The organism is Dyadobacter sp. (assembly GCF_039919315.1).
Lineage (GTDB): Bacteria > Bacteroidota > Bacteroidia > Cytophagales > Spirosomataceae > Dyadobacter.
In genome coordinates this window covers 16049-37221 of sequence record NZ_JBDSFX010000109.1, presented here as the reverse complement: position 1 = coordinate 37221, position 21173 = coordinate 16049, and the positions used below count along the sequence as shown (strand labels likewise).

Annotated in this window: 14 protein-coding genes and 1 pseudogene; 10 read left to right on the top strand and 5 right to left on the bottom strand. The window is 46.7% G+C overall.

Going from position 1 to position 21173, the window contains the following annotated elements; translation table 11 throughout:
* The 6 genes and pseudogenes from ABIO93_RS32665 to ABIO93_RS32640 all read left to right on the top strand — a co-directional run.
* Nucleotides 1-670: pseudogene (locus tag ABIO93_RS32665) on the top strand (SusC/RagA family TonB-linked outer membrane protein); the annotation flags it as partial.
* Nucleotides 671-705: 35 nt separating this feature from the next.
* Entirely contained in the window at nt 706-2319 is a 1614-nt protein-coding gene (locus tag ABIO93_RS32660; RefSeq protein ID WP_348074259.1) for a RagB/SusD family nutrient uptake outer membrane protein, read from the top strand.
* Nucleotides 2320-2321: 2 nt separating this feature from the next.
* Nucleotides 2322-3410: a glycosylase gene (locus ABIO93_RS32655; RefSeq protein WP_348074258.1), complete on the top strand. Its 1089-nt coding sequence runs from the start codon at nt 2322-2324 to the stop codon at nt 3408-3410.
* Nucleotides 3407-5005: a glycosyl hydrolase family 65 protein gene (locus ABIO93_RS32650; protein ID WP_348074257.1), complete on the top strand. Its 1599-nt coding sequence runs from the start codon at nt 3407-3409 to the stop codon at nt 5003-5005. The genes ABIO93_RS32655 and ABIO93_RS32650 overlap by 4 nt, the downstream gene beginning before the upstream one ends.
* Nucleotides 5006-5048: 43 nt before the next feature.
* Complete coding sequence (locus ABIO93_RS32645; protein WP_348074256.1) at nt 5049-7076, top strand: beta-L-arabinofuranosidase domain-containing protein; 2028 nt, start codon at nt 5049-5051, stop codon at nt 7074-7076.
* A gap of 26 nt (nt 7077-7102) precedes the next feature.
* A complete protein-coding gene (locus tag ABIO93_RS32640; protein ID WP_348074255.1) occupies nt 7103-9067 on the top strand; it encodes a beta-L-arabinofuranosidase domain-containing protein in 1965 nt (654 codons plus the stop codon).
* 36 nt (nt 9068-9103) lie between these two features.
* Here the strand turns inward: ABIO93_RS32640 and ABIO93_RS32635 are convergent, their stop codons facing one another.
* Together ABIO93_RS32635 and ABIO93_RS32630 are read right to left on the bottom strand one after the other, a co-directional pair.
* Nucleotides 9104-9850, bottom strand: coding sequence for a glucose 1-dehydrogenase (locus ABIO93_RS32635; RefSeq protein ID WP_348074254.1), 747 nt, complete (start codon nt 9848-9850; stop codon nt 9104-9106).
* A 158-nt stretch (nt 9851-10008) separates the two neighbouring features.
* Nucleotides 10009-11106, bottom strand: coding sequence for a glycosyltransferase (locus ABIO93_RS32630; protein WP_348074253.1), 1098 nt, complete (start codon nt 11104-11106; stop codon nt 10009-10011).
* 507 nt (nt 11107-11613) lie between these two features.
* On the opposite strand from ABIO93_RS32630, the gene ABIO93_RS32625 reads away from it, so the two are divergent.
* Together ABIO93_RS32625 and ABIO93_RS32620 are read left to right on the top strand one after the other, a co-directional pair.
* On the top strand, nt 11614-14001 hold the full coding sequence (locus tag ABIO93_RS32625; RefSeq protein ID WP_348074252.1) for an FtsX-like permease family protein: 2388 nt from the start codon (nt 11614-11616) through the stop codon (nt 13999-14001).
* A gap of 135 nt (nt 14002-14136) precedes the next feature.
* Nucleotides 14137-16299: a T9SS type A sorting domain-containing protein gene (locus ABIO93_RS32620; protein WP_348074251.1), complete on the top strand. Its 2163-nt coding sequence runs from the start codon at nt 14137-14139 to the stop codon at nt 16297-16299.
* Nucleotides 16300-16361: 62 nt separating this feature from the next.
* Here the strand turns inward: ABIO93_RS32620 and ABIO93_RS32615 are convergent, their stop codons facing one another.
* A complete protein-coding gene (locus ABIO93_RS32615; protein ID WP_348074250.1) occupies nt 16362-17222 on the bottom strand; it encodes a hypothetical protein in 861 nt (286 codons plus the stop codon).
* A gap of 360 nt (nt 17223-17582) precedes the next feature.
* Between ABIO93_RS32615 and ABIO93_RS32610 the strand changes: the two genes are divergently transcribed.
* Nucleotides 17583-18272: a hypothetical protein gene (locus ABIO93_RS32610; RefSeq protein ID WP_348074249.1), complete on the top strand. Its 690-nt coding sequence runs from the start codon at nt 17583-17585 to the stop codon at nt 18270-18272.
* Nucleotides 18273-18386: 114 nt separating this feature from the next.
* Here the strand turns inward: ABIO93_RS32610 and ABIO93_RS32605 are convergent, their stop codons facing one another.
* Together ABIO93_RS32605 and ABIO93_RS32600 are read right to left on the bottom strand one after the other, a co-directional pair.
* The gene (locus tag ABIO93_RS32605; RefSeq protein ID WP_348074248.1) at nt 18387-19199 is read right to left on the bottom strand and encodes a class I SAM-dependent methyltransferase; all 813 of its coding nucleotides are present in this window, start codon (nt 19197-19199) and stop codon (nt 18387-18389) included.
* A 333-nt stretch (nt 19200-19532) separates the two neighbouring features.
* On the bottom strand, nt 19533-20102 hold the full coding sequence (locus tag ABIO93_RS32600; RefSeq protein WP_348074247.1) for a hypothetical protein: 570 nt from the start codon (nt 20100-20102) through the stop codon (nt 19533-19535).
* Nucleotides 20103-20232: 130 nt separating this feature from the next.
* Here ABIO93_RS32600 and ABIO93_RS32595 point away from each other — a divergent pair, with 130 nt between their 5' ends.
* On the top strand, nt 20233-21141 hold the full coding sequence (locus ABIO93_RS32595; RefSeq protein WP_348074246.1) for a hypothetical protein: 909 nt from the start codon (nt 20233-20235) through the stop codon (nt 21139-21141).
* Nucleotides 21142-21173: the final 32 nt, after the last annotated feature.

Here is a 21173-nt window from a genome sequence, read left to right as displayed (position 1 = left end):
CTATTTCGATACGGGAAATACAGGTGAGCCTATTCAGCAAACCACGCACCGGGTACAGGTTGGGCAGCCGATCGGTAACTTCTGGGGCTTCAAAACAATCGATATCGATGAAACAGGACATTGGATCATCGAAGGGAAAGACGGAGAACCAAAACCCATAGCCCAGCAGCAAGCGGATGATAAACAGGTGATTGGAAACGGTTTACCCAAACGCTACCTGAACTGGAACAACACATTGACCTACAAAAACTTTGATATCAACATAACCATGCGCGGTGCATTTGGTTTCCAGATCCTGAACATGACCGAAATGTTCTGGAGTGCACCGGTAATGCTTACAAGAGGTAATCTGCGTTCCAATGCCTACGATCCCATTTATGGAAAACGCCCGTTAGCAGATGACCAATCACTGAATTACGTGAGCTATTACATTGAGAACGGCAATTACTGGAAGATCGATAATGTGACGGCAGGTTATAATCTGAACCTAAAAAACAAATATCTCAAACGCGGACGCATTTACGTATCAGTGGCCAACCTCTACACCATTACCGGCTACAAAGGCATTGATCCGGAAGTGGGGATCAGCGGATTAGCGCCTGGTATCGACGATAAGAACCGGTATCCTGCAACCACCAGCTTTACCCTGGGAGCGATGTTAACATTCTAGTTTTATCAAGATAAAAATTCAAAAAGTCTTACACTATGAAGCCTTTAAACGCACGTCTCTGTACAATCCTGATGCTGGTTTTTGCCGCAAGCGCCTGCAATAATGATCTGGACGAAAAAATCTATTCCGAAGTAACGGAAGAGACCTATAATTATAACAATGCTTACCAGGCCATGAGCATTGGCTATGCCACCATGCGCAGCCTGATCTCGCATACTCATTACTACATGGCTCAGGAATCTACCGCGGATGCCATTGTGATGCCTGCCAATGCTTCTGGCTGGGACGATGGCGGCATCTACAAACGCATGCATTTGCATACCTGGAACTCAGAAAATCCTCAGGTGAACAATATGTGGAATAGCTTTTATTCAGGGGTAGTCAACGCAAACCGCCTCATTGACCAGCTCAACAGTGGAAAAATTGTTATTCCAAGCGGCGTGACCCAGGAAGCGCTCGTGTCCGAAATGCGTGTAGTAAGGGCCTTTTTCTACTGGATGCTTTGCGACAACTTCGGGGATGTGCCCCTGATCGTTGACCGGTCCAATGAGCTGCAGGGTAAAACAGCCAGGAAAGATATTTATCTCTTTGTAGTAAAAGAATTAACGGACGCCATCCCGAATCTGAGCGAAGAAAAGAACACATTACTGTATGGCAGGTTTAATAGGTGGGCGGCCAAAACGCTGCTGGCCAATGTTTACCTGAATGCGCAGGTGTACGCAGGAGAAGCCAAATGGGCCGAATGTCTGGCGCTTAGCAATGAGATCATTGCTTCCGGCAAGTACAAATTAGAGTCAAGTCTTTCTGCGCCTTTTGTGACAGAAAATCAAAATTCCCAGGAAATCATATTTGCCATTCCCTTTGAGGAAAATCTGGCAGGCGGATTCAGCGCCCACATGTTCTCATGGCACGCCTCCCTGAAAAACAAAGTCAACATGCTGGCAACACCTTGGGGTGCAGGCTCGGCCAAAGGTGTTCCCCAATTCATCAACACCTACGATGCAGATGATAAGCGACTGACTGCCACCTGGATGACCGGTCCTCAGTTTGCAGCCGATGGCATCACACCGCTCAAAGGTTCGTACGATCAGGCAGGCAAAAATGTGGTGCTCAACAATGCGCTGCCCGATGGCCTGTATACCGGTGAAGCGGAGGGCTACCGGATGAATAAGTTTGAAGTAAAAACCGCCGCCATGGGTAGCCTGGGTAATGACTTTCCTTTTTTCCGTTATTCACAAGTACTGATGATGAAAGCGGAATGTCTGTTGCGTACCGGAAAAGCAAACGAAGCTGCGACGGTGGTTTCGGAAGTCCGTGCCCGCGCATTTACCACTAAACCAGCCAAGGCGACGGTGACCGCAGCGGATCTGCAAAAAGGCAGCAGCTATGAATATGGTTATGTCGAAAATTATAAAGTGGTCCAGCCCGGAAATACCGTTGCGATTCAATACGGACGGATGTTTGATGAATTGGGCTGGGAATTTGCCTGGGAAGGTTTCCGACGCCGCGATATGATCCGTTTCGGGGTTTATACAACCAAAAGCTGGCTATCACACAAACCAAACGGAGAATTCCGGGCCGTTTTCCCTTTGCCGCAGATTGCCATTAATTCCAATCCAAAGCTGGAACAAAACCCGGCCTATCAATAAATATGAAGCGAGTTCTGATTGGTTGTGTGTTGCTATTAGCTGTATATCAATGTTTTGGTCAATCTCCCGATAAAAACGGAATTGATAAAAAGACCATGCAAAAGATATTTGATGAAATAAAAACACCTTTCAAATATGGCATCGTCATTCCCCAGCCCGACAGCGGCCGAATGGTCGACAGTCCAACCGTTTTCAGAAAGGACAACCAATGGTTTATGACCTATATCGTTTTTGACGGAAAAGGCTATGAAACCTGGCTGGCAAAAAGCGATAACCTGCTGCAATGGACCAAGTTGGGGAAGATCATGTCATTTACAGAAAATACCTGGGACGCGACGCAAAAGGCCGCTTACGTTGCTTTGATTGACACGGATTGGGGTGGTTCTTACAAGCCGGAGCAGTTTAATAACAAATATTGGCTGTCCTACCTGGGCGGAGGCGAGAAAGGCTACGAGGCCGGCAGGCTGGGCATTGGCATGGCGACAAGCGATGATCTGACGCAACCAAAAGAAGTGAACCGCTTGGTCAAGCCCGTGTTGTCTGCAATAGACAAGGACGCACGCTGGTACGACAATAGAACAATTTATAAGAGCCTCATTATCAGAGACAAGAATAAGAACACGGGTTATCCGTTTGTAATGTATTATAATGCCAAAGGTGAGAAAACGGATGCAAAAGGGAATGGTTTTGAGAGCATTGCTATGGCTGTTTCCAATGATATGACCCACTGGAAACGGCACGGCCAAAAGCCGCTGATCACCCGTAATACAGGCATTTGCGGCGATGCACAAATCGCCCGGATCGGTAATCTTTACGTCATGTTCTACTTTGGGGCATTCTGGAAAACAGGTGCTTTCGAGCGGTTTGCCTGCTCTTACGACCTCGTCAACTGGACAGATTGGGACGGCGAAGATCTGATTTCATCCTCTGAACCGTATGATAAAACATATGCTCACAAGCCGTGGGTAGTCAAATGGAACGGGGTGGTTTACCATTTTTACAATGCAGTAGGCAGTCGCGGCAGGGTCATTGCCCTGGCCACTTCAAAAGACTTAGGCAGCAGTCCATCCGGCAACCAGAATCCGAAATGATGATTACAAGATTTTTTTTGCTGCTTGGCGCTAGCTTCATTTTTACGGTTGGCGTTCAGGCGCAGGACGTTATCCTGAAAGCTGAGCGTTTCAAACCATACATTACAGCTTTTAACGTGGCGGACGAAGAGATTTATAAGCAGCTAGTTCCCAATGAAAAAGCGTGGGATTTTCTCTCGCAAAACATTCCGCTGTTCGAATGTCCCGATAAGCAACTTGAACAAACCTATTACTTCCGTTGGTGGACTTACCGCAAGCATCTTAAACAAACGCCGGCAGGCTACATTATCACCGAATTTCTGCCCGATGTAAGCTGGGCAGGCCAATACAACTCGATCAATTGTCCGGCTGGTCACCACTTTTACGAGGGTCGATGGTTGCGCGATACCAGCTTTTTGAAGCAGTATGCAAGGTTTTGGTTCAGAGGGGACGCAAGTCCCCGCTCCTACTCTTCCTGGGCAGCCGATGCGATCAGCGCTTTTACCCAAGTCCATCCCGACACTGCCTTTCTGGTGGATCTTTTGCCTGACCTCGCCAACGACTACAAGGAATGGGAGAAAATCAGGCTGGATTCGACCGGCTTATTCTGGCAAACCGATAACCGCGACGGCATGGAAATATCCGTTTCCGGCGCTTACGGCAAGAACGAACAGGGTTACCGCGCCACCATCAACAGTTATATGTTTGGGAATGCAAAAGCTTTGTCTGCTATCGCCAAAATGGCTGGCAACAAGGCTTTGGAGCAAGAATTTGACCAAAAAGCGATTTATATCAAAAAGCAAATTTTAGGCAAACTCTGGGATAATCAGGCGCAGTTTTTCAAAGTGATTGCAAGAGGTTTGCCTGCATTAAAACAGGCGGATGTTCGGGAATTGCACGGCTTTACGCCCTGGTATTTTTCTATCCCCGATGAAAAACACGCCATAGCCTGGGCGCAACTGACAGATGAAAAAGGATTTCTCGCACCCTATGGCCCTACTACCACAGAGCAGCGGCATCCCGGCTTCCGCATTGCTTACGAAGGGCACGAATGTCAGTGGAACGGTCCAAGCTGGCCTTTTTCAACAACCATTACATTAACCTCACTGGCTAATCTGCTCAACAATTATCAGCAGAAAGTGATGACAAAAGATGACTTCTGGAAGCTGCTGACCACATATAGCCGCTCTCACCAGCGGATCAGGGAAGATGGAAAGCTCGTGCCGTGGATTGACGAAAATCTGAACCCATTTACCGGCGACTGGATTTCCCGCACCCGGTTATCGACGATGGAAAATGGCAGCTGGTCGGCAGGTAAAGGAGGCCGCGAACGTGGAAAAGATTACAACCATTCCGCATTCTGCGATCACGTTATTTCCGGACTGGTCGGGATCAGGCCACAGCATGGCAACCAGCTGGTGGTTAACCCGCTTCTGCCCGATAACGCGTGGGATTATTTTTGTCTTGATAAAGTTTCCTACCACGGCAAGACCATCACCGTTTTGTACGATAAAACCGGAAAAAAGTATGGCAAAGGCGTCGGCCTACGCGTGTTTGTTGACGGTATAGAACGTGCGTCTTCTCCCGTTTTAACGAAATTGACGCTATCGATCTGATTAGTTTTATATATTACAAAAGACTCAGGACAACAAAATCCGCATGAAAAAAACAACCGTCTATTCCTTCCTTTTCCTATCTCTTACCGTCATATTCCATGCAACTGCCCAGAAGGGCAGTAACTCCGCAGCCGCTTACACAGGCAGCCGCGTGCCCTTGCGCTCCAATCCGTACAGCGAGCTTCCGCTGGGCACCATAAAACCGCAGGGCTGGCTTAAAGATATGCTCATTACTCAGAAAAATGGCGCTACCGGCAAACTGGATGAGCTATATCCACTGGTCATGGGAAAACGCAATGGCTGGCTCGGCGGCGATGGCGACCAATGGGAAAGAGGGCCATATTGGATAGATGGCTTGCTACCACTGGCCTACATTCTCGATGATCAGGAGCTGATCGCCAAAACAAAACCCTGGGTTGAATGGGCAATTAACAGCCAGCAGCACGACGGATATTTTGGCCCCTCGAAAGACTATGGCCGTGAGCCGGGCGTACAGCGTGACAATAGCCGCGACTGGTGGCCCAAAATGGTGATGCTGAAAATATTAAAGCAATATTATTCGGCCACCGCAGACCAGCGCGTGATTACACTAATGACCCGCTATTTTAAATATCAACTCAAAGAACTGCCAGCAAAGCCCTTGGACAACTGGACATTCTGGGCGCGGTATCGCGGGGCGGATAACCTGATGATCGTGTATTGGCTCTACAACATTACGGGCGACAAATTCTTGCTGGATCTGGGCAATCTGATTCATAAGCAGACATTTGACTATACCGATGCATTTTTGAACACCGATCTTTTATCCACCCGCGGCAGTATCCATTGTGTCAACCTGGCGCAGGGGATCAAGGCCCCGCTGATCTATTTTCAACATCACCCTGAACAAAAATATCTGGATGCGACCAAGAAAGGATTCGCGGACATTCGCAAATTCAATGGTATGGCCCATGGATTGTATGGAGGTGATGAAGCATTGCACGGCAATGATCCAACGCAGGGCTCAGAGCTTTGTTCGGCCGTCGAAATGATGTTTTCACTCGAAAGCATCCTCGAAATCACAGGCGATGTTGCTTATGCCGATATGCTTGAAAAAGTGGCGTTCAATGCTTTGCCGACGCAGGTTTCGGACGACTATATGACGCGCCAGTATTTTCAGCAGGCCAATCAGGTGATGACTACGCGCCATCACCGCAATTTCGATGTGAACCACGGTGGCACCGATCTTTGTACAGGGTTACTTACCGGTTATCCTTGCTGCACGTCTAATATGCACCAGGGCTGGCCCAAATTTGTCCAAAATCTCTGGTATGCAACCGCCGATAAAGGCATAGCCGCATTAGCCTACGCCGCCAGCGAGGCAAAGATCAAATTGCCAGGTGGCGTGGATGTTGCCGTGAAAGAAGAAACCTCCTATCCTTTTGAAGAAACCATCAAATTCACCATTAATCCATCCGCCAAATCGGTGTTCCCGTTTCATTTGCGGATCCCCGAATGGTGCCGCAAGGGTGCCATTAAAATAAACGGAAAGCTTTGGATGGAACCGGATGGAAACCAAATCGTGAAACTGTCGCGCGAATGGGAAAAAGGAGATGTGGTGGAGCTGACATTACCGATGCATATTTTTAAAAATACCTGGGTTGAAAATTCCATTTCGGTGGAACGTGGCCCGCTTACTTATGCATTGAAAGTGGGTGAATCTTCCAAAACGGTAAAAAATGACAAAGATCCGATCGAATATGGCTCGGTTTACAACGAATTACGCCCCACGACGCCCTGGAACTATGGTTTGATCCTGACACCGGACAACAAACTTGAAGAGCAATACAAGTGGGAAGTGGCCAAGCCCGTTTCAGCTTACCCATGGAATCCTGAGAACGCGCCTTTGCAGATTAAAACCAGAGCCAGACGCATTCCCTCGTGGGGATTATACAATGAAATGGCTGGCCCGATCCCTTACAGCCTCACCTATCAGCTGGAAACGGAGGATAAGGAGGAAGACATTATTTTGATTCCTTACGGCTGTACAAACCTCCGGATCTCGCAATTTCCTGTTATCCGAAAAAAATAAAACTTTGATTTAAAACGACATTCCTAATGCAAAATTCCACCAAAATATCCTTGCTGGCAGCCAGCATCTTCTCTTTGACTGTGATGCAGGTTCAAGCGCAGCGCATTGAGCCCTTACGATTTTCCGAGGTTACCATCAACGATAATTTCTGGAAGCCCAAACAGGAGAAAGTAGCGACGGCAACACTCAATGCCTGTATCATTCAGACGGAAGAAAAATCGGGGCGGATCAGGAATTTTGAAAAGGTCGCGCGCAAACAGGGCGAAAAACACGAGGGAATTTACTACGACGACAGTGATGTATACAAAGCCATCGAGGCAATGGCCTACTCGTTAAAAAACCGCCCGGACGCGGCCCTGGAAAAGAAAGCGGACGAATGGATTGACAAGATTGCAGCTGCGCAACAGCCTGACGGTTACCTAAATACTTTTTACACGCTGACTGACATCAACCAGCGCTGGACCGACATGGAAAAGCACGAGGATTACTGCGCAGGACATTTAATGGAAGCAGCCGTGGCCTATTATAACACAACCGGCAAACGAAAATTACTCGATGTTGCCATTCGTCTGGCCGACCACATTGACGCCACATTCCGGGTTGCTAACAGGCCGTGGGTGTCGGGGCATCAGGAAATTGAGCTGGCGCTGATGAAAATGTATCATTTGACCAAAGAAGACAGATATCTGAAACTGGCAGACTGGTTTTTACAGCAACGTGGACACGGTTATGGAAAAGGCAAAATCTGGGACGAATGGAAAGATCCCAAATACTGCCAGGACGACGTGCCTGTAAAACAACAAAAAGAGATCACCGGACACGCAGTGCGGGCCATGTACCAATACACGGGCGCAGCCGATGTTGCCTCCGTAACGCTGGACCCTGGCTATATGAATGCAATGACAGCGGTTTGGGAAGATGTAGTATACCGAAACATGTATCTGACGGGCGGGATAGGCTCTTCGGGCCATAATGAAGGATTTACAGACGATTATGACCTGCCCAATGGCGCCGCATACAGCGAAACCTGCGCCTCCGTAGGCATGGTGTTCTGGAACCAGCGGATGAATTCTTTGACTGGCGATGCCAAATACATTGATGTGCTCGAACGGAGCCTTTACAATGGTGCCCTGGACGGATTAAGCCTGAGCGGAGACCACTTTTTTTATGGCAACCCGCTTTCGTCAATAGGTAACAATTCACGCAATGCGTGGTTCGGAACAGCCTGCTGTCCTTCCAACATTGCCCGGCTAGTGGCCTCGGTTGGTGACTATATCTACGGAAAATCCGACAACAAGGTTTGGGTAAACCTCTTTGTGGGCAGTAATACCAGCTTTCGGATCGGGAAAACCAATGTACCTCTGCGCATGGATACGAATTATCCCTGGGAGGGCAATATCAAAATAAAGGTAAGCCCAGCTCAAAAGGTAAAATATGCATTGAACATCCGCATTCCCGGCTGGGCAGCAAACACAGCCGTTCCCGGCGAACTTTACAGTTTCAAGACCACCGGAAATGAGAAATTCGAGATCTTCCTCAACGGCAAACCGGTCACCTACCAGCTCGAAAAAGGTTACGCAGTGATTGACCGCACCTGGCAGAATGGCGATGAGGTGGAAGTAAAATTACCTATGGAAGTACGCCAGATCCAGTCCCGAAAAGAAGTAAAAGCAAACGAAGATCGCATTGCCCTCCAACGCGGGCCACTCGTGTATTGCGTGGAGGGAGCGGATAATGCAGGTGAGGTTTGGAATCTGCTGATGCCTGAAAACCCGACGTTTAATACACAAAAAAGTCAGATACTGGATGAATCCGTGATTTCCGTTCAGGCCAATTTGCTAAGGGTTCAGGCTGCTGCTGATGGGTTGAATGTAAAAACAACACCGCAGCTGGTCACCGCTATCCCCTACTATACCTGGGCCAACCGCGGAAAAGGACCCATGCAGGTGTGGCTACCCGCTAAAATCAAAAATGTCAGGATTGCAGAGTAGCGATGATCAGCATCTGAGGCCTGCCGAACTGAATGATCATTGGGCCAGATAACCACCATCGATCGGATAATATGAGCCAGTGACAAAAGATGATTTGGAACTGCTAAGCCATAAAACCAGTTCAGCGACCTCCTCGGGTTCACCGAGTCGCCCCATAGCATGTTTGCTCACTAACCAGTCGATTGTCTTGGCATCCATATCTTTCAGTAGTGGGGTCTTAATAAACGCAGGCCCCACTGCATTGGCCCGAATTCCTTTTGAACCATATTCGAGCGCAATATTTTTGGTCAGCCCGACCACCCCGTGCTTAGCAGCAACATAGGCAGGACTATTCGCAAATCCAACACTTCCCAGAATAGATGCCATATTGACGATGGTACCGCCGCCGGATCTGAGCATTGCCGGGATTTGATAGTGCATCCCATAAAACACACCTGATAGGTTGACCCCGATTACCTTGTCCCACATTTCGACAGGATATTCACCCGTCGGAGCCGACACCCCACCGATACCTGCATTGTTGCAGGCGATATGTAATCCCCCATAAGTTTGAACAGCCGCCTCTACCAGGGCCTCATTTTCGGCCGCAGAAGATACATCAGCCTTAAAAAAAAATGATTCTCCGCCTGCCTTCGTGATTAGGTCAACGGTTTGGAGCGCTTCTTTTTCCTGTAAATCAGATACTACCACACGCGCCCCAGCGGCGGCATAGGCCAAAGCAACACTCCTTCCAATGCCGGAAGCTGCGCCGGTAACAATGGCGACTTTATTGAGTAGTTCCATTTTTCAAAGTCATTTAAAGGTGAGCATCCGGACAGCTGTCTCAGACGAAAGATCGAAGGTAGTGGTGATGCCAGGCGGTTTTTATGATCCTGGTAAGTTCCAATCATGACAAAGCTCATATTCCCATCCGATAGCATTGTCCCCCACTAGATCAGTTGCTACGACACCCTATACGTTACGCCCAGGATTGCATCAATAGCTTTCTTCATTTCCAGATGATGAAAAGCGCCAGCAGCTTCTGAAAATCCGGAAAGTTTTAATGCTTTTGCCATATCGCTTTCCAGCTGCAACGATGATTGATTCCTCCAAAGAAATAATCCTTGCTCTGATAGGTACCTGGCCAGGTATTCCTGTTCTGACTGACCAGGAGTAGGAATAAGCAGTGCTTTTTTTCCCATGGCCGCAAGATCCATCAGCGTGGAGTAACCACTCCGGCAAACGACCAGATCGGCATTCAACATCAGATCCTGCAGTTGCGATGCATTCAGATGAGTGTGGTAGTCAATGTCAAGTGGAAGCTCATCCGGGACAGACCCGCCGGGATTTCCACCCACCACCGTATACTCATATGGAGAGTCAGCACTAATTTGGGCAAGAATCTTCTGTTCCAAAAGCGTGCGCTGGGGTTCTGGGCCAGATAAAAGTACCAGTACCCCGCCTTTTTTTGTTTGGTGCGGGAATGGCAACCTTGTTAGTTGCGAGAGAGGCCCAATGTAACGTGCGTTAGAAGGTATGCGCCTGGGATGAGATAGTGCTCCGCCAATGCCATTTTGACCTTGGTGATCCACTACCCAACACTGATCAAACTGCTCCAAAATCCGGTAATGTGCATGTAGAAGCAACCTGTCTATCATCGCACCTGCACCCGATCTTATTTGTAGCTGATGTGTCATGATGACCGAGGGAAGCCCTCCTATTTTCAGTCCATACCGGTTGTCAGAAATAACCAGATCGAATTGATACTGCTCCTGAACCTTTGCCAGCCACTTCCTTTCATGGTGTATTGCCTTTAAAATTTGGGGTACCTGCATCAGGATTTTAAAAACAAAAGCCCCCGCATAACGGCTGTAACGTATTTTGTAACCTTCAATAGGAATGATTGTCAACTCAGGAGAATTGCTTCTTAAGAGTATAGCGGCAGCACCTTCGGCAGCAATGGTCACATCACAATCCTTTTCGAGCAGATACCGGATAATCGGTATGCACCTGGTTGCATGCCCTAATCCCCAGTCGAGTGGTGCGAGTAATATTTTCAAAGGTTGACTCAATGTTAGCGGTTTGCCGGGAACTTACCTGGATTTCCAACAGCTCTGTTCTGAAAGATCTTCCATGGTTTTCAGGATAGCAATGATTGCTTCCATTCGCTTTAAATCAACTAGTTATAACAATGAACAGGTAGTCAGTTTTGCTGACTTATTGATTCGCCGTAATAGCCTTTCCAATTTTGCATTGTAAAAATTAATGTAAAAAAAATGAAAAGCAAAAACACGAATGCAAAAGATCTTTCTAATCCTTCTCTTTTGGGTGGGGTTGAATTGAAGAATCGCGTGGTGAATACTAACACTCCTTTGTCCTCCTAGATTCGTCCTATCCTCCTTCCATTGCGGTTTCAGGGAGAAATGGTGCCAAATGGAAGTGCCGGAGGTAAGAGCTGATGAAATTAAATGCTAAGCACAGCATGTTGTCCATTAGCCAAAAATTGATTAAGATTAGGATATAATTATGCGGCAACAATCCTGACATCGCACCTAAACCGCCATACTATGCTTGCAAAATACTTCCTGATTGGATTCCGAAATTTCAAAAGGAATAAGTTGTATATAACCATCAACATACTAGGACTGGGGATTGCCATTGCCTGTTGTATTGCTGGGTATTTTAACTGGAAATTCAAGGAGAGCTGGGACAGTAATCATCAAAATGCAGCCAGCATCTATCGGATAGAGTTCACGACAGAATCGCAAGGAAATATTGAAAGATACGGAGTCTGCCCTATGCCTTTGGGAGAGCAGATCAAAATAAGTGAACCCGGCGGATTGTCAGTTGTTCGGTATTTTCCTTCCAATACTACTATTAAAATCGGATCGGAACTTTTCAAGACTGACATTGCTTTCGCTGATTCAGCATTTTTCGATTTATTTTCGTTTGAACTGGTAGACGGATCTTTCTCAAATTTTAAGGATAAAAATAAAATATTCATTAGCCGTGATTTAGCACGAAGGTATTTCAATACCGTTGATGTTATCGGTAAAGAAATTGCCCAGATAAATAATAATCAGACAAAGATTTTTACAGTCGGAGGGGTATTCGAACAGCAGCCACTGAATTCAAGTTTCTCATTTAATGCCATCACGCTGTTCAGTAATTTAAGTGATTTCGGCAGTGGCTCGCAGCTGTTTACTACCGACTGGAAAGCATGGAACACAACATTTTTGAAAATCAGTGATTCCAGGCAGGTTTCAGGCATACAACGGCAACTACGTCAATATGTGCAGCCTCAGAACTGGTCTGGTAACAGCATTAAAGTAAAAGACTACTACCTTGAGAATTTCAAGGGTATGGCTCAACGTAGCATGCAAAAACCAATCGTGAAATGGCAGCAATTACGATATGGGATTCCCGAGCAGGCAATAATAGTTCCTAACGTAACTGCATTTCTTCTCTTATTGATGGCTTGCTTCAATTTCACAAACACTTCGATTGCTATATCGAGTAAACGATTTAAAGAAATCGGAGTAAGGAAAGTAATGGGAGCCGACAAGTTTCAGCTCATTTTTCAGTTTATGGGCGAGAATCTACTCTTATGCTTTCTTTCGCTTATTGCCGGCCTCATTTTTGCTGAATTTTTGATCCCGGCATATAATAGCTTATGGCCTTTTCTAAAATTACGTCTGAACTATGCTGGCAACCTTGAATTTATGCTTTTTTTAACGGGTTTACTGATCGTTACAGCGCTTATTGCAGGTAGCTATCCAGCCATTTACGTCACTAATTTCCCTCCTGTCAGCATATTAAGAGATAAGATTAAGTTGGGAAGTACAAACTGGTTTACCCGAATACTTCTGGGGCTGACATTTACAATGTCCTTGCTGGCAATCATTTTCACTACGGCTTTTTACAGTAATGCCCGTTATCAAAAAGACTTTAATCTTGGTTACGCCACAACCGGTATCACTTCCATTCACTTACCGGAAGCAAAAGACTTTTTAGTTTTCAAAAATATAGCAGAAACAAACCCTGACATTCAAATGGTTGCAGGGACGAAGGATCATATAACACATTCTTTAAACAATTATTCGGTTAGATATGAATCAATAAAAAAACAAATCGATGTCATGGATGTCGGTGAAAATTATTGTGAAGCGTTGAATATGAAAATTGTATCAGGACGTGCGTTTCAACAAGGTTCAGAAACAGACCTTAAAGAGTCAGTTTTGGTCACAGAAGAGTTTGTAAAACAATTTGGATGGAGAGACAATGTCATAGGTAAGCGAGTTACATTAAATGATAGTATCCAATATAATGTAATTGGCGTACTAAAAGATATTTACGCTCATTCCATGTACGAACCAATTGGACCAGTTCTATTGAGATATGCTAAACCTGAGCTCTATACAGAACTTGTCGTTACCGCCGATCCCGGTAAATCGTCAACAGTTAATCATTTTTTAAAGACAGAATGGAAGAAAAACTTTCCTCTTAAAATTTACGATAGCCAATCTATTGAACTCGTCAGAGAGTCGTCAAACCGCATCAATAGCAACGGGGTTAAAATCGTAGGCTGTCTGGGATTTATTGCAATTTTAATGTCCGTTACTGGTTTGTATACACTTGTTTCGCTTAATATTATTAAGAAGACGAAGGAAGTTGGTATTAGAAAAGTGTTAGGAGCCACCCGATTTGACATTGCCAGGATTATTAATTTTGAATTTTTTCTGATATTATCTTGTGCTGCCGTCTCTGGCAGCTTCATTGGATACCTGCTCGTCGATAAAGTAATGGGTTCTTTATGGAAGTATTATTTGAGCGCCCAGATTGGCACAATAGCTATTTGTGTTCTTGCCATGATTGCGATTGCTCTTTTTATACTTGGATATAAGACTCTCAAAGTCTCTTCTTTAAATCCGGTGAAAACACTTCGGTCTGAATGAAAAGATAATTTTTTTACCGGCACGCCACGCTTTCATGGGAAATAGTGTCTGAACAAATGTAGACATTTCAAGTTTGAATTGTCTTTTCCAGCGATTTGCTGGAATGTCTCATTCGTCCACATTTTCCTGCTTGTTATGAAAACTTGTACGTTCGCTATTTGCCTTTTGTTCTCAGCGCTTGTTTCCTATGCTACTGTCGCCAAAGACGGTTACCCCAGCAAAATTGATAAAGCTCCCGCCGTCGTCGACGATCACAATTCCGTACCGGACAGCGCGCCGTTCACGCTGTGCATTGAGGCCGAAGATTCCGACGGCACCGGGCCCGTTAGTAATGATCCCAATGCTTCCAATGGCAAGACCCGTGGTGGCCGCGACAACTCGGATTATTATGTTGATTACAAGCCAAACAATACACCGGCTGGAAAATATCAACTCACGATCCGCTACTATGCAGAATACAACTCGACGGTGAATGTGGCCATCAATGATGGCTCCATCTTTGCGGTCAATCTTCCGGCTACAAATTCCTGGAACATTGTCTGGGCAGAACACACCTTTGAATTGACACTCAATGAAGGAGCTAACAAGATCCGCATTCAGGAACAGCATGGCTACAATGTACGCCAGGATAAAATTTGCCTAACCAAAGTCAGTGAGCCTGCAATGTGCGATTATGCGATGGGAACGGTCATCAGCAACAACAAACCTTCGTGTGGCCAGGGCGTTGGTGTCAGCGCCGACTGTTCCGGAGGCGGTTGTGTCGGCCTTAATTACAAATGGAGCGGACCGGGATTGGATGTTTCAGGTACAAACTACACAAGCTTTCACGCCCCCTCTGCAAACGGTAATTTTAAGTATACCATCACTACTTCCAAGGAGGGATGTCCGAAAAGCGTCCATGAATTCGAGCTCAATGTTACCGGATGTGGTGATGAACCATTCAGCGCTTGTGTGGAGGCAGAGAATTCGAACGGTAATGGACCAGTTACAGAGGATCCTGCTGCATCGAATGGCAAAACAAGGGGCGCAGAGAATAACTGGAACCACTATGTAGAATACGAAGTGAACGGCGTGAAAACCGCGGGGCCCTATGAACTGACATTACGTTACTATGCGGCCGGCGACGGGGCTGTAGATATTATCGTTAATGGCGGAGAATTGGTGCCAGTGGCCGGTCTGCCTTCCACACATTCCTGGAATATCGCGTGGGGAGAACGAACTGTTACGGTGCACCTGGCCGAGGGCAACAACAAAATCCGGGTTGTCGGACTGCCCGGTTACAGCCCGGTTCGTCAGGATAAAATTTGCATTACTCCCAGCAATCACCCCGGCACGCCTCCCGCCTGCGACTTCAATGTGGCCGCCAAAGCCGTTATCATCTCACCTTCATGCCACGACGCCGTCGCGTTATACGCGCTCTGCTCCGGCCCTGACTGTGAAGCAATAACTTACCGATGGACCGGCAATGGTATCGATAAGGAAGGTAACATTGTTTACCTCGACCCGCCAGGAAGGAACGGGACATTCACCTATACCCTCACTGCGACCAAAAATTTATGCGCGCCGAAAACGGCCACAGTTGAGTTTACTACCACCGGCTGCGACACGGGCGAACCATTCAGTACATGCGTGGAGGCCGAGCATATGGCTAGCAATGGTCTGGGTTCCGACGACCCTAATGCATCCAACGGTCAAACCCGGGGAGCGGAAAATAACTACGATTACTATGTCGACTACGCCATTAATGACGTCCCGGCCTCCGGATTCTATCCTGTAACGCTACGGTACTACGCTGCCCAGAATGCGCAGGTGAGCATTACGATCAATGATGTTTTGTCGCTTCCTTCACTCACGCTTGCTGCTACAAACAGCTGGAATATCGTTTGGAGAGAGGAAACGCTTTACATTACCTTGTATAAGGGGAACAATGTGGTTCGCATCCAAGGCCTTCCAGGCGCGGCTTGCCGCCAGGACCGGTTCTGCGTACATCCAGCCGTTTCGACTGTTCGTATGGCAGCGCCGGGAAGTCTGCAACTGCAAAACGACGCTCCTCAACTGCAAGCCTTCCCTAACCCTGCAACGGGAGAATTCAAGGCCGCATTCCATTTGAAAACCGGCGAAGCGGCAACAATTCAAGTGACCGACGTTCAAGGCAAAATCTGGCACACACAGCACGTTAAAGGCAAAGGCTCGCACGAAGAACGCATCAACCTTGGTAATGCGCCATCAGGGATTTACCTGCTGCAAGTGAAGAAGCCCGATTCAGTAGAAACGAAAAAAATCCTGCTCACACGCTAAATGCAAAAAGCGGTTGCACTTCCCCAGCAGCCGCTTTTTTGTTGCAAGTCATAAAGTCCACCTCAATATTTAAAGGAGATCTCCGATTCGCTGCCAGCCTGGGGGAATTCAGGGTATCGCACAACGATTTTCAGTCTTTGTATCTTTTTGTTTTCCACCTGAAATTGCTGGGTCGTGATCCGTTCGGTTTTGAGAGTACCGGCTTTCCCGGGAACTTCGTAGGTGATATGCAGCGGTAGCCGGCCCTTCATTGCATTGAGTATGGGGAAGTTGTAAATGGCATAATCCGGGTTATTAAAGTCTTCTATGAACAGCCAGTGATCATGGTCGAAACTTGCGGAATAGCCACTCAGGCTGGTGAACGTCTGGTAGCCATTGGCCTGTTCGGTCCGGATGAGGACGAGCTCAGCGGCTTTGTCATATTCATAATGATGGACCAGATCCATCCGCGTGCCAGCAGGAGTGACCTGGTAGCGTTCCAGCTTCTGAACAATTCCATTGTCGTCATATAAAAAAATGAGCTTTTGCGCATTATCGAACGGCCCGGCATTCTTCTTTATCAGATGTATCATTTTCAGCCTGCCTTTGCCGTCATACTCATAAATCTTTTTCGACAACGAGCCCGCCGAACTGATCCCTGTGAGAATTTTGCCCTCATATTGATGGGTTACGTGCTCTTTCTGCCTACCGTCGGCCAAGTATTTTATGTTATCGATGCTACTGTCGGCGCGGTAACTTACGAAAGCCCGGTAATCGAAGGTTTCCCAATAGATTTCCCGGATCAGGCTGCCAGACTTCGGTGTGGTTTCATCCGGTGCGGGCTTTGGTTGGGGATCCGGTGATCTGTGTTTAGAACAGTCTGTAAGACAAAGGAGTGCGGCCCATAGCATTGCGGTGAGAGCGCGTTCGTAGTTGGTTTTCATGCATAATAAAATTGGGTTGAAACACGAACGAACGGGATGCACTCAGGTATCCTGAGATTGTAGGCAAGTTTATTCTATTGCTTTGCGATTACCAACTTCCGGCGACAGAACACGTATTTCCATAGACCAACAACAACATGGGCCTAATACTGATCTATGATCTAGTCCGAAGTACCAGGGTTACTCTCCCCAGCCAGATGCATTAAAATGGTAAGCTGGCGGCTTTAATAAATTTGACAAAAAACCCCCAATTACGCCAGGCACGATTATGCTAGAGAATGGTTTTGCAACATCACAAGGTTATTTCCTGTGATCCGCTGTCCATCTAATCGCCAGCTTCAATTATAATTAATTAAGAAAATGAGTCAATTTAAAGTAGAAGTTTTGTCCTTCGAGCAAATTCAAGAATTGCCGGGATCCTGGGAGAAAAATGATTTTGTCAATCTTTTAGGCGCAATGGATTATACTAATCCTGACGAAATCAAGGATTCGGAGTTGAAGGAAATGTGTATGATGTCCTTGACAGACTTTGAACCGGAGGAAGCCGCCAAGATCGTTTTAGATTACACAATAGCCGGACGACTAACCGACGGGCAGATACAAAACCTTTCCCATGAGATCCTGACTGAAAAACTTTGGGAAGAATACCCAGAACTGCCATTACATCCCGATCTCTTTAGGTCAACTCAACTTCTTCACGATGCTTACAACGGGAAGTTCCCGAGAACAGAAGCAATTCGTTTAACAATTGAGATTCAAGGAGACCTCACTGTTTTAAATGATAGCCCCGAAGCTCCAATTTTAAGAATCCTTGCAGCCGGAATGTCAGAGCGAAGTTTGATTCACCGCCTTTTTTCTGATCAAATCCAGGGAGATCGGTTTGAGGAAGCGAAAGACATACTATGGCAGTTGAACCTGGTTTCCCGGAGCGAAAATTCTGTCACCTATGACATCGTCAGCTCGGCATATTGGCTCTCTGATATTAAATTTGCAGACAAATTTGATGCCGAAGCACATGCTGATCTTGTAGTGGACGAAGATGCTGAATAGATCTTGAAATAGGTGGCTAGGCTCAGGCTTTTGAGCAATCACAGCGGGAAATGAAAAGGTCCGTTCATCAAATTGCCAGCGCAACATGAGAACGGACCTTTCCGTGAATTATTCTTATCGGCGAACCGTCACTTTCAGGAATGTAGCGGGAATGGAGGTCGAATTTTTATCCCCCGCCTGATTTTGACTTTCAAACAAAACTGCCAGTTCACTTTGCAGATCGGCTTCCTTTCCATTTTTTTCCGCCGCCTCAAAAGCGTTCATCGTAGGGCCGTAATATTTTCTGAAAGTGTCCAAAAATACCGCCGGAGAAAATGCCGCCTGAAATGTGAATGTTTCTCTCTCAAATGTGATGTTTTCCTGCAAAGCGCCAGCCGCGACAAAACGCTCTGTGACATTGCTGTCGACGCCCCAAAGCATGGGGCTGATGAAACCCTCCGGAGGAGCTGGCGTGTAGGCCGAGCACACTTTCAGGATCTGAGCCACCAGCGTCGGATCGCCCGGGATCCAGTTACCCATCACGATCTTACCGCCACGCCGTGTAACCCGGAACATTTCTTTGGCAACATCAAATGGCTTTGGTGCAAACATGGCACCGAAAACGCTCACTACCAGATCAAACGATTCGTCGGCAATGTCATTCAGATCGATTGCGTCGCCTTCCCGGAACGTGATATTGGTCAACCCCTCCTCTTTGACCCGGGCATTGCCCGCTTCCACAAGGTTTCGCGCGATATCAACACCCTGTACATTCGCCCCAAGTCGGGCGGCAGGTATGGCCGTAGTGCCATCACCACAACCCAGGTCCAGAACATCTATACCTTCTTTAATTCCTAATTTTGCTACCAATGCTGAACCGCTTTCGCGCATGGTTTCTGCCAGACGGGTGAAGTCACCCTTTTCCCAAAGTGCTTTGTTCGCATTCATCCTATTTTTCGTTTTTGTTATTAGATACTAATTAAATTGTCAATGGCTGATGCTATTAAAATGCCGCGGCCTCATTGACTTTGCTTTCACGCGCCGTCCATCTTATTTTCACCCGATAGCACGCCGGTACTGAATCTGAGCGAAGCGTCAGTTTATACTCTCCGGCTTGCGACTCCGAAACATTCAGGAGCTTGGCGTAGTACAAGTTAGCTGTTTTATCCTGATGCAATGCATTGCCAAGAATACCTTCCCATCATCATTCACCATAATTCTGGGCAAAACTGAATATACCGATAACCGCGTTTAATGCTTGTAAATCATCCGCATTGACGTCTATTCCGTAAACCTTTTCATATACACCTCCATCATGTCCAAAGGGAGGTCATACATATACCTGACGACAACTTTTTTTTCTCCCTTAGCAATCCCAATGGTCAACCCGTCATGAACAGTTAAAAGGCCCCATTCGAAACTCGTTTCGCGGGATTTAATAGAAGTTTGCACGATTTCATCATCTTGCTGGCATTTCAGTACTATTTTTTTATGATATGCTGTTTCCAAATTTTGCAGCAAGGAATCCAATACTCCTGGTTTATTTGCAAATCGAAACATGTAGGAATGTAGCTTTCTGGGAAATAGCACTTCCTTTGACTGTGACTGATTGTCGAAATCACCGTCCGCATAATGATAATACAAAATGAGATCACTTCCGTCTGGATACTCCTTGTAGTAATATCCGGGCGCTTTGTAATCCAGCTGATGTTTTGTCACCGCCTCACCGGCAGTAGAAGGAAAAAACCAGTCACGATTGTTCATTTCAAAGCAAACCGGTTTGGTCTCTGACGGCCGTATCCAAATAACAGATCCCAGTAAAGCAGCGCAAAGCACAATTATTAATTTCATGGGGGTTAGTTTTTCTTACCAGACTCCAATTTCGTCCTGACATGATGCATACTAAAAAAATATGATCTTCATGCATCCAAACGCTTCGGGTTTCGGGTCTAACAGATTATATAAATTCCCGAGAAGAACAATGAGAAAAAGGATCTGCTTTATATTGCTCTGCATGGTAGTGGTGGAGCTGGGCTGCAACCGTGCGAAAGAATTGAACCCACAAACTGAAAATGTGCCAAAAAAGGCTTTTCAGGTCATAAAAAAACATTTTCCGGAATCAACAAGCCTGGTCTTCGCACCGCTGACGCCAGAGAAGATTTGGTCTGTTGATTTCGTAAGCAATGCCCGGCAATACAAGGCGGTCGTCGACACCCAGGCGGTACTGGCCAACGCGAGATTCGTGAGCAACCAGCTTCCGGAGCCGCTGGCGCAATTTCTGGACAAGCTCGCGATCCGTGGTGGGACCGTTGCCAGCCCCACCTGGGAAATCCAGACTGACGCAGCCGCTGGCGAGGATTGGCCGCGGGTTGCATTTGACTACCAATGGAAGGGTATGGAACGCACCGTCAAGGTGATCACCAACGGGGCTAACAACGTAAAGTTCGCCCTTACGATGGGGCTGCAATCAACCTTGTCCTATTATGTCGACAAGCCTCTGGATGTATCACCTAAGATAGGCAACTACCTCAAACGAATGGGTATGGTGGACCCGTCGGGCATGTGGGTATCCTATGCCAGGGACGGTCGCAGGACATTCATAATCGGGAACGGGACTTACATTTTCGACCAGGACGAAAACCCGATTTACATTTTACATGGATCAGTGGTCAAGCAGGAAGATCTACCCGCTTTTGTATACAGATACATCAACGCTTCGCCGGAAATGGAAGGTTTTATGTTCGAATCCGGAATTCGATTTTCAGCAGAGGGATGCTCGGGTTATAGGATAAGCATTCGAAAAGACACCGAAATTGGACAAATCTTTTACCTTTATTTCAATGACAATGGGGACCTGATCTACCATGATTATACAGCTTATCAATTTTAGCAATGCTCAATAGGAATAACCGTTCCTTCTAA

What these genes read in the sequence shown, in the direction of transcription:
- ABIO93_RS32650 (WP_348074257.1), top strand. Translation starts at nt 3,407, where the DNA reads ATGATGATTACAAGATTTTTTTTGCTGCTTGGCGCTAGCTTCATTTTT.
- ABIO93_RS32605 (WP_348074248.1), bottom strand. Translation starts at nt 19,199, where the DNA reads ATGAATGCGAACAAAGCACTTTGGGAAAAGGGTGACTTCACCCGTCTG.
- ABIO93_RS32600 (WP_348074247.1), bottom strand. Translation starts at nt 20,102, where the DNA reads ATGAAATTAATAATTGTGCTTTGCGCTGCTTTACTGGGATCTGTTATT.
- ABIO93_RS32625 (WP_348074252.1), top strand. Translation starts at nt 11,614, where the DNA reads ATGCTTGCAAAATACTTCCTGATTGGATTCCGAAATTTCAAAAGGAAT.
- ABIO93_RS32655 (WP_348074258.1), top strand. Translation starts at nt 2,322, where the DNA reads ATGAAGCGAGTTCTGATTGGTTGTGTGTTGCTATTAGCTGTATATCAA.
- ABIO93_RS32620 (WP_348074251.1), top strand. Translation starts at nt 14,137, where the DNA reads ATGAAAACTTGTACGTTCGCTATTTGCCTTTTGTTCTCAGCGCTTGTT.
- ABIO93_RS32660 (WP_348074259.1), top strand. Translation starts at nt 706, where the DNA reads ATGAAGCCTTTAAACGCACGTCTCTGTACAATCCTGATGCTGGTTTTT.
- ABIO93_RS32595 (WP_348074246.1), top strand. Translation starts at nt 20,233, where the DNA reads ATGAGAAAAAGGATCTGCTTTATATTGCTCTGCATGGTAGTGGTGGAG.
- ABIO93_RS32640 (WP_348074255.1), top strand. Translation starts at nt 7,103, where the DNA reads ATGCAAAATTCCACCAAAATATCCTTGCTGGCAGCCAGCATCTTCTCT.
- ABIO93_RS32610 (WP_348074249.1), top strand. Translation starts at nt 17,583, where the DNA reads ATGAGTCAATTTAAAGTAGAAGTTTTGTCCTTCGAGCAAATTCAAGAA.
- ABIO93_RS32635 (WP_348074254.1), bottom strand. Translation starts at nt 9,850, where the DNA reads ATGGAACTACTCAATAAAGTCGCCATTGTTACCGGCGCAGCTTCCGGC.
- ABIO93_RS32615 (WP_348074250.1), bottom strand. Translation starts at nt 17,222, where the DNA reads ATGAAAACCAACTACGAACGCGCTCTCACCGCAATGCTATGGGCCGCA.
- ABIO93_RS32645 (WP_348074256.1), top strand. Translation starts at nt 5,049, where the DNA reads ATGAAAAAAACAACCGTCTATTCCTTCCTTTTCCTATCTCTTACCGTC.